Raw genomic sequence first — 8,926 nt, 5'->3', positions numbered from 1 at the left:
TAAGGAATAAAAAAGCCTAAAGACTTTCGTCTTCAGGCTTCTCTACGGTTCGTTTTAGTTTGGGCATGTGCTTCTTGTTGCGAAGCCATGCCCTTTTTCTTTCTTCATACTCTTCGTGGTGTCGTTCCAAAAAGTTGTCGGCCATGTCGTTCAGATGATGAATGGGTTATTCGAATCGACTGTAGATTACGCTCAACTTGATGGGACTGTTGTCGGCCTCTGTGCCCTTCACCAGTCGGGTGCTTGTCAGCGCCATGTTGTTGGTTACCTTCACCACGGTCTTTGTTCCCGCCGATGTGGTGGTGGTCTTGATTTCTACGGGTACCAGCACCACCTTGTTCCAGTTGGCGGATGTGCGGTCGCTATTGTACATCGACGAAATCATGCCTGCTATGTTGCTGAAGGTGTAGCTGTTGTTGAAACTGCCCTGAGCGGCGTTGTAAGCCCAGCTGGCCACAAACGAATTCTTGTTGTTATAGATGTTGTTGTGCTCAAAGAACGAGTACAGCGAGTCGGTCGGAATCATCAATATCTCCGATGGAACGCCAAACATATAGTCGCTTGTGGTCTTGTTGTTCAATCGTTGCAGCACCAGCTTGGCGGAGGTGATGGTGTCGTTCTCATGACCGCTCATGATCTTCTCAACAGGGAGCGTGAGCTCGGTGAAGATGCCTGCGGGTGTCTTGAGGTAGGTGCACGACTCATCGTTTGCCAACTTCTCCATGCTTTGCTTGTCGTTGGTGATGGTTGAGGTTTGCAACACCTCCTCCGTTCCCCAGAACACGGCTGCCGAATGGTACAATGAGTCGTCGGCTACGTGGCTGAAATACACATCCAACTGCGACTGCGTGATATAGGCCATGTTGCCCACGCCATTCTTATGCTTGAAGAAGAAACCGGGCACCACGTTGTTTCTGAATGCGAACGCATTCTTGAAGTTGGCTGGGTTGTCGTAGTATTTCTGCATGATGTAGGTGCCGTAGCTGTCGTAGGTCTTGCCGTCCTTGTCCGTGTAGGGGCCTTTCAGCTTGATGGTGATGTAGGGTGTGTAGCCCGTCGAGTCGCGTCGGCTTTGGTTCACGTTGTAGTCGATGAGGCTGTACACCTTGTCCTTATGCAGTCCGCCCTCGCGGATATATCCGTTGTCGGCGGGGTCGAAATTGCTGTAATAGATGCGGTTCTCGTTCATGGGCTTGCCCATCTCGTAGGCGGTGAGCTTCATGAGCTGTGTGGAGTCGCCGTAGAGGTTGGTGTAGAACAAGCGCAGCTCGCACGAGTCGGCCTTTACCACACCTTTCACTTCGTTGCCGTTGGCGTCGGTTGTTACGAGGTTCGCCTTTTCAGGGAAGCTAAATCCCTCCAAGTTGTTAAACTGAGCCATGAAGTCGCCTGTGATGTAAGCGCCCGTCTCAGGGTCGCGCACCTTACCCAGGTAACCCGTTATGTTACGCGAGAGCACAGAGTCGGCTACCAGCGATCGGCTGGCCACACTGAATGTTTGTGCTGATATTTGCATACCATCGCGGTCGTTGGTGAGCGATGATCCTATGGTGTCAGTTGTCGTGTCACAACTTGCCAAGGTGATTGCGGCAAGAGAAAGGGCAACGAAAAACTTTGATTTCATCTGAAAACACATGTTATGATTATGGTATAGTCGCATCGAGAGACCTGCGGTGGGCTGTTGTCGCCTTCAGGTCTTGTCGCGGTGTGTACCTCGTATTGTCGCGGTGGGGTTATAGGCGGTTATGGCCGGAGCCTTACTTGTCGAGGATCTGGTTGTAGAAGTCCTTGTAGGCGGGCGCGAAGTCCTTGCCAGGATAGTTGAGTACTGGCATTTCCTTACCTTTGGCGTAAGCCAACAGGTCGGCGTTGACGTTCTCTCCAGCCTCAACCACGCCGTCGCTATAGTCGATGGCCATCTTGCCCAGTTCCATGAAGTCGAACTTCTCGGCGTAGGGCTTGAGCAGGTCGGCCTTTGCGTCGCGGAACTCCACGCAACGCTTGAAGTTGTCGCCGAGCTGCGTCTTCAACTGGTCGTCGAAGAGCGAGGTCACCACCTTGGTGTTGGCGAATGATGGGTCATCGTGGTAGGCGGTCTTGATGTAGAGCGGCACCACGGCTGTCATCCAGCCCTGGCATTGTATGAGGTCGGGGGCCCAGCGCAGCTTCTTCACCGTTTCGAGCACGCCGCGCGCGAAGAAGATGGCGCGCTCGCCGTTGTCGGCATACTCCATGCCGTTCTCGTCCTCGGTCATGGCGGGGCGATGGAGGAAGTAGTCCTCGTTGTCGATGAAGTAGACTTGCAGGCGAGATACGGGGATGCTGGCCACCTTAATGATCAAGGGGTGGTCGGTGTCGTCGATGATCAGGTTCATTCCCGACAGGCGAATAACCTCATGCAACTGGCCGCGGCGTTCGTTGATGGCTCCCCACTTAGGCATGAAAGTGCGGATTTCGAAACCGTTGTCCTGCATTTTCTGAGGCAGTTGGCGACCCATGACGGACATTTCCGATTCGGGCACATACGGGGTGATTTCTTGGTTGATGAATAAAACCTTTTTCTTGATCATCTTATTTTCTCGATTTAATATGAAAAGCTATCGGGTGGGGCGCTTCCTTCATTTGCGCATACCTTACCCAAATTAACTTTATGGCTGCAAAGTTACGAAAAAATATTGAAAAAACGCCCTCTTTTGCATCAATTCACACAAAAGAGGGCGTTTTTAAGGGTGTTTATCATTCCTTGGCGGAGTAACGGGCATGGCCTGTCCCGCCAAGAACGGTAGCTTCTTATGAAAGAGGCTGTTTACTCGATCACGAAGAGCGCGTCGTCTTCGAGCACGCTCTGGCCAATCTTCACGCAGATGGCGGCAATCTTACCGCTCTTCTCGGCCTCGATGTTGTTGGCCATCTTCATGGCTTCGAGCACGAGCACGGCGTCGCCAGCCTTCACTTCGTCGCCTACGTTTACGTTGATGGCTGTAATGGTTCCAGGCAGCGGAGCCTTGGTGGCGTTTGCCACATTGGCGTTAGCGGCGGGTGCTGCGCTCTCCTCGTTGCTCTCGGCAACGGGCTTGCCCAGTTCCACTTTCTTCTTCTCGGGCTCAGCGGGTTTCTCCATTCCCACTTCGTAAGCCTCTCCGTTGACCTTCACGCTGGCAACATAGGTCTCTTCGTTGATGTCGCCAATCTCGACGTTATACTCCTTGCCGTCGATGGTATATTTGAATTCTTTCATTATCTTGATGGTTTAGCTGTGAAAGACAGAAACTTGGCATTCCACAAAGTTGGTTTCGGCTTGATGGTGATGACGCTCGGCTCCCTGTCGTGTACATTGTTGCCCTGGTACTCGTAGAGCGCCATGGCAATGGCTGCATATATGTTCTTATCCATTGACTTTCTGAACTTGTTCTGTTTTCTGTGTTGACGCGATTACATGGGCATGCAACCATGCTTCTTGGCGGGCAGGTTCTGGCGCTTTGATGCCAGTTGTGCCAATCCGCGGCAGATGCGGAAGCGTGTGTTGCGTGGCTCAATCACATCGTCGATGTAACCAAACTGGGCAGCCTGGTAGGGATTAGCGAAGGTCTCGGTGTACTCGTCTTCCTTCTCGGCGAGGAACGCCTTCACGTCGCCGCCTTCCTCCTTTACCTTCTTGGCGTCCTTGGCGCAGAGCACGGCAACGGCGCCAGAGGCACCCATCACGGCGATCTCGGCTGTGGGCCATGCGAAGTTGAGGTCGGAACGCAACTGCTTGCAGCCCATTACGATGTGGCTACCGCCATAGCTCTTGCGGAGGGTGATGGTGATCTTGGGCACAGTGGCCTCACCATAAGCGTAGAGCAGTTGTGCGCCGTGCAGGATGACGGCGTTGTACTCCTGGCCTGTGCCGGGCAAGAATCCGGGCACGTCCACGAGGCTCACGATGGGGATGTTGAAGGCGTCGCAGAAGCGAACGAAGCGTGCGCCCTTGCGGCTGGCGTTCACGTCGAGCACACCGGCGTAGGCCGACGGCTGGTTGGCCACGATGCCCACGCTCTGTCCGTTGAAGCGTGCGAAGCCTGTGATGATGTTCTTGGCAAACTTGGGCTGTACCTCGAAGAACTCGTTGTTGTCGGTGATGGCCGTGATGACCTTATACATATCGTATGCCTTGTTGGGGTCGTCGGGCAGGATGTCGTTGAGCAGGTCCTCCTTGCGGTCGATGGGGTCGTTGCACTCCACGCGTGGAGCCTCCTCGGTGTTGTTGGAGGGGAGGTAGCCCAGCAGCTTCTTGATGAGCTCCATGGCGTCTTCCTCGGTCTTGGCCGTGAAGCTGGTCACGCCGCTCTTGCTGGCGTGCACGCTGGCGCCTCCGAGGTGCTCAGAGTCGATCTCCTCGCCTGTGACGGTCTTCACCACCTTCGGGCCTGTGAGGAACATGTAGCTGGTTCCCTCGGTCATAACGATGAAATCGGTGAGGGCGGGCGAGTAAACGGCGCCACCTGCGCAGGGACCCATGATCATGGAGATCTGCGGCACCACGCCTGAGGCGAGGATGTTGCGCTCAAAGATCTCGCCGTAGCCTGCCAGCGCGGAGATACCCTCCTGGATACGCGCGCCACCCGAGTCGTTCATGCCGATGACGGGAGCTCCGTTCTGCATGGCCATGTCCATGATCTTGCACATCTTCTGGGCCATGGTCTCCGAGAGCGATCCGCCGTTGACGGTGAAGTCTTGTGCATAAACATATACCAAGCGGCCATCGATGGTGGCTGAACCGGCCACGACACCGTCGCCGAGGTATTGCTTCTTCTCCATGCCGAAGTTGTGGCAACGGTGGAGTTTGAACATGTCGTACTCCTCAAAACTATCCTTGTCGACGAGCATTTCGATGCGCTCGCGTGCGGTGTATTTGCCGCGTGCATGCTGCTTGTCGATGGCTTTCTGTCCGCCACCCAGGCGTGCAAGCTCGCGCTTGGCAACGAGGTCTTTAATCTTCTCTGTTTGTTTGCTCATAATTTATATAATTATTACCTTATTACAAGTTTGGGCGCAAAGTTACTAAAATAAAATGAGAAAGGGACGGTTCAAATTGTAAATAATGTTATTAAATGATGTTGCCCCTTTGTTTGGATGTGCCCTCGCGTTAGTCTACGAACCGCTTCAGGATGTCTTGGTAGGCGTCGATGCGTCGGTCGCGCAGGAAGGGCCACCAGCGTCGCACCTGCTCCGAGTGGGCGATGTCGATGTCTACGACGAGGCTCTCCTCCTCGTGGTCGGACGCCTGGTAATGGAGCTCGCCCTGCGGTCCGGCCACGAAGCTCGACCCCCAGAATTCTATGCCTCCCGTCTGTCCGCTGGGGTCGTCCTCGTGCCCCACACGGTTCACGGCCACCACGGGCAGTCCGTTGGCAACGGCGTGTCCGCGCTGCACGGTGGTCCATGCCGTTCGCTGGCGCTGCTGCTCGTCGGCGGTGTCGGTCGATTCGTAGCCGATGGCGGTGGGGTAGATGAGCATCTGCGCTCCCTGCAGGGCCATGAGGCGTGCTGCTTCGGGGTACCACTGGTCCCAGCACACCATGACGCCGAGCCGTCCCACCGAGGTGTCGATGGGGTGGAATCCCAGGTCGCCCGGGGTGAAATAGAACTTTTCGTAGTAGGCGGGGTCGTCGGGGATGTGCATCTTGCGGTACTTGCCCGCGATCGATCCGTCGCTTTCTATCACCACGGCGGTGTTGTGGTAGAGTCCGGCTGCCCTGCGCTCAAAGAGCGACGTGACGATCACCACGCCGTAGGCCTTGGCCAGTTCGCCGAAGAAGTTGGTCGACGGGCCGGGGATGGGCTCCGCCAAATCGAAATTGTTTACGTCCTCCACTTGGCAGAAGTAGAGCGAGTTGTGCAGTTCCTGGAGCACGATGAGTTGTGCTCCGCGTTGCGCCAGGTCGCGCACGCCTTCCGCCAGGCGTTTCAGGTTGTGCTCTATGTTGGGCGTGTTGTGTTGTTGCAGTATGCCTATTCTCAGTTTCATGTTGTTATGATGGTTCATGTGTGATTTGCCGTTTGGCATGCGTTCTTATGTAAAGAAGGGCGCGTTGCCCTCGTGGGTATCCTCGTCGTCGGCGAGGGGGACTATCACGCCCTCTGGATATTGCATGGTGAGGCAATGGAGCGATCCGTGCTGCCTGATGGCCGTGCGTGCGTCGATGGCCACGAGCTCTCGGTCGGGGAAGGCCTGTTGGATGGTGGCCAGGGCTTGTCGGTCCTTCTCCTCCTGTTGGTAGGTGGGCACCAGTACCGCGCCGTTGATGATGAGGAAGTTGGCGTAGGTGGCGGGCAGGCGGTCGCCATCGTCGTAGATGGCGTCGGGCATGGGCAGGCGCAACAGTCGGTAGGGGCGTCCGTCGAGTGTCTTCAAGCCTTTCAGCTGCTGTTCGAGGGCGGCGAAATCGTCGTAGTGGGGGTCGTCGTTATCGTCGCATCCCACATAGAGCAAAGTGTTGTTGGGCGCCATGCGCACGATGGTGTCGATGTGGCCGTCGGTGTCGTCGCCCATCAGTTGGCCGTGGTCGATCCAGACGACGCGCTGTGCGTGAAACTGGTTGCGCAAGCGCTCCTCTATCTTGCCCTTGTCGAGCGGTTGGTTACGGTGGGGTGCGAGCATGCACGACGAGGTGGTCATGATGGTGCCTCGCCCGTCGCTCTCGATGGCTCCCCCTTCCAACACAAAGTCGGTATGGTTCTCCATGGCTGCGTGGAACACGCCGTTGTAGTAGAGTTGCAGGTTGATGGCGTTGTCTTTCTGCCATTCAAACTTCTCTCCCCATCCGTTGAACTTGAAGTCGAGCAAGTGGTTTTTTACGAAGAACCCCTTGGCTTTGTGGGTCGATACCAAGGTGAAGGGAGCGTGGTCGCGTGCCCACGTGTCGTTGGTGTCGATTTCCTGTATGATGACGTGCGCCATACTCTCGCTGTCGAGCGCCTTGGCCAGTTGGGCTTTTGTGGCGGCCTTGTTGGGAGTTACCACGAGCAACAGCTCGCGCTTGGCAATCTCGCGTGCCATCTGCAGGAACATCTGCGTTATCTCTTCGAGGTAGGGTTTCCAGTCGGTGGCGGCGTGGGGCCACGTCAGTTGTACGCCGCTTTGTGGTGCCCACTCGGCGGGCAAAACAAAATCGCAATGTGTGTTAGGGGTCATGGTTGTAGGTTTTGGGGGTGTGTCGGCACCCATATTTGGTTTGCAAATTTACGAAAAAAATGCGAACCGTGCGCCAAATTAGGAGAAAAAGTTGAGAGGCGGTGGGCGCCCGATGAATGACGGCTGCGCGACATCTGGAACCACCTTATTGTAACATGTAACATGTAACAATGTAACAAGGGAGCGTATTTGTTTTCCCAAAGATCGCGCGGATTGCACATTTGATGCTCATATCTTGTTGTTTTATGTTAGAACACGAGAGTCTGCGAAGTCCCACGTGCGAAGTAAACGCTAACTGTTTTTTAAGAACACGAATCTCAATCTTACGAGACCCGGCGTAGCCCCACCGACCAACGGGAGGTAATGACGGCTGAGAGAAACGCCTTTCGCGTTTGTTATCCCACGAATGACGACTGACCAACGGGTATTTTGTGCTGATTGTTATTCGGTGGAGTGAGATTCGTGTTCGTCTCCAAAAAACACCAAAGGTGTTTGTAATCTCTCGAGATTTGTCGTAGACATACGCGAGGCTCGGGGAGACTCTGCCGACTGATGGGTTGTGTCCTGAAAATTGGGTTTGTTGGGCGTTCTCGGCTCGGCACCTGCGCGATGTGTGGTTTCGTGTTCCCGTTAATGCCCGTTAACGTTGGCTGCTCTCATTCGAGGCGAGGCGAGAGGTGGCGAGCGGTGGGCGCTGGTGTCATACGGGTGGCGATGGGCGTTGGTGTGTGGTGGGCTCATAGGGCTGTGGCGTTGGTGGGTTGGTGGGTGGTTGTATGTTGTTCCGCTTGTCTATGAAGCGGTGGGTGGTGGGTGAGGGGCGACTGTCGTTGGCCTGTGATTGACGGTGGTGCTTGGTGTTCTGCTTGCGATGTAAAGGTACGGCAATTATCCGCACGCACCAAATTTGGGCGTGCTGCAGCGTGTTACTTCCTGTTAAAATCCGAAGGGTTGCGTGTTAATAGTAGTTAACGCCATGTTTCCTATGTTTTTGTTCTGCAAGTTGCTTTATTTATATATGTTCAGGTGTGGCGCGCGCGAAGCCGTTCGTGGGGGCTTGTTTTCCCGCAGATTGCGCCGATGGACCAAGGAGCAAGCATGAGTTTTGTTACAATGTTACATGTTACAATAAGGTGGTTCCATATTGCGCAGGATGGGCTTTAAGAAATTATATAGTATATATATTATATATAATATATACTATATAATTTTTACCCTCCCCAAATTCAGACTTCCGAAAGAGGGTGTGGACATACGGAAGGTGCTTATTGTAACATGTAACAATGTAACATTTGGCCGTTCGGAAGCTGGGGGAAGGAGGAGCGTTGTCCGTAGTTTGAGCCCATAAAAGAATCGCTGCGTTAACCCCATTCTCTTTTTTTTACAACGTTTAGTAGGGCAACTGTAATAAACCGTACTGACAACGTGTTATTACGGTTGCACTCACTTTTTCTCACTACCTTTGCCCTCGTAATCCTCACGGCGCGCCAAACTGCTGCCAAGGGGTTGCGAGGGGTTTTATTTTCAAAAATAACAGAAAAACATGAAGAACGAAATGAAGATTTTCGAGAGTCTGGAGTTCGGAAGGATAAGGACGGTGACTGAAGAGAAGGGGTGAGCCGTGGTTCTGCTTGGCGGATGTGTGCAAGGTGTTGGGGCTGAAGCAAGGAGATGTATGCCGACGGTTGGCAAAGGGGGGTGTGCATTCTATGTTTCTACGCAAGAAAAACTTGAAGTTTTTTTGCTGTT

9 protein-coding genes are annotated in these 8,926 nt (G+C 54.2%); all 9 read right to left on the bottom strand.

Features of this window, described 5'->3' with window-relative positions; all coding sequences use genetic code 11:
• Window positions 1–16 precede the first annotated feature (16 nt).
• Entirely contained in the window at window positions 17–145 is a 129-nt protein-coding gene (locus WKK33_RS09300; RefSeq protein WP_337933552.1) for a dehydrogenase, read from the bottom strand.
• Window positions 146–166: 21 nt separating this feature from the next.
• Window positions 167–1,624 (bottom strand): DUF4270 domain-containing protein, encoded by a 1,458-nt coding sequence (locus WKK33_RS09295; RefSeq protein ID WP_337933551.1) that lies wholly within the window; start codon window positions 1,622–1,624, stop codon window positions 167–169.
• A 133-nt stretch (window positions 1,625–1,757) separates the two neighbouring features.
• On the bottom strand, window positions 1,758–2,567 hold the full coding sequence (locus tag WKK33_RS09290) for a glycogen/starch synthase (RefSeq protein WP_337933553.1): 810 nt from the start codon (window positions 2,565–2,567) through the stop codon (window positions 1,758–1,760).
• Between the two features lie 239 nt (window positions 2,568–2,806).
• Window positions 2,807–3,238 (bottom strand): biotin/lipoyl-containing protein, encoded by a 432-nt coding sequence (locus tag WKK33_RS09285; RefSeq protein ID WP_337469187.1) that lies wholly within the window; start codon window positions 3,236–3,238, stop codon window positions 2,807–2,809.
• A complete protein-coding gene (locus WKK33_RS09280; protein WP_215760124.1) occupies window positions 3,238–3,393 on the bottom strand; it encodes a hypothetical protein in 156 nt (51 codons plus the stop codon). The genes WKK33_RS09285 and WKK33_RS09280 overlap by 1 nt, the downstream gene beginning before the upstream one ends.
• Before the next feature lie 39 nt (window positions 3,394–3,432).
• Window positions 3,433–4,998 (bottom strand): acyl-CoA carboxylase subunit beta, encoded by a 1,566-nt coding sequence (locus tag WKK33_RS09275; RefSeq protein ID WP_337569968.1) that lies wholly within the window; start codon window positions 4,996–4,998, stop codon window positions 3,433–3,435.
• Between the two features lie 130 nt (window positions 4,999–5,128).
• Window positions 5,129–6,010: a carbon-nitrogen hydrolase gene (locus tag WKK33_RS09270; RefSeq protein WP_337469185.1), complete on the bottom strand. Its 882-nt coding sequence runs from the start codon at window positions 6,008–6,010 to the stop codon at window positions 5,129–5,131.
• Between the two features lie 45 nt (window positions 6,011–6,055).
• Window positions 6,056–7,177, bottom strand: a complete 1,122-nt coding sequence (locus WKK33_RS09265; protein ID WP_337933550.1) for an agmatine deiminase family protein — start codon at window positions 7,175–7,177, stop codon at window positions 6,056–6,058.
• Between the two features lie 1,477 nt (window positions 7,178–8,654).
• The coding region (locus tag WKK33_RS09260) for a hypothetical protein (protein ID WP_337933549.1) at window positions 8,655–8,926 on the bottom strand (272 nt) is incomplete at its 5' end.

The sequence above is a fragment of the Hallella sp. genome (genome assembly GCF_037460745.1).
Taxonomy (GTDB): domain Bacteria; phylum Bacteroidota; class Bacteroidia; order Bacteroidales; family Bacteroidaceae; genus Prevotella; species Prevotella faecis.
This window is presented reverse-complemented; position numbering and strand designations above follow the sequence as displayed.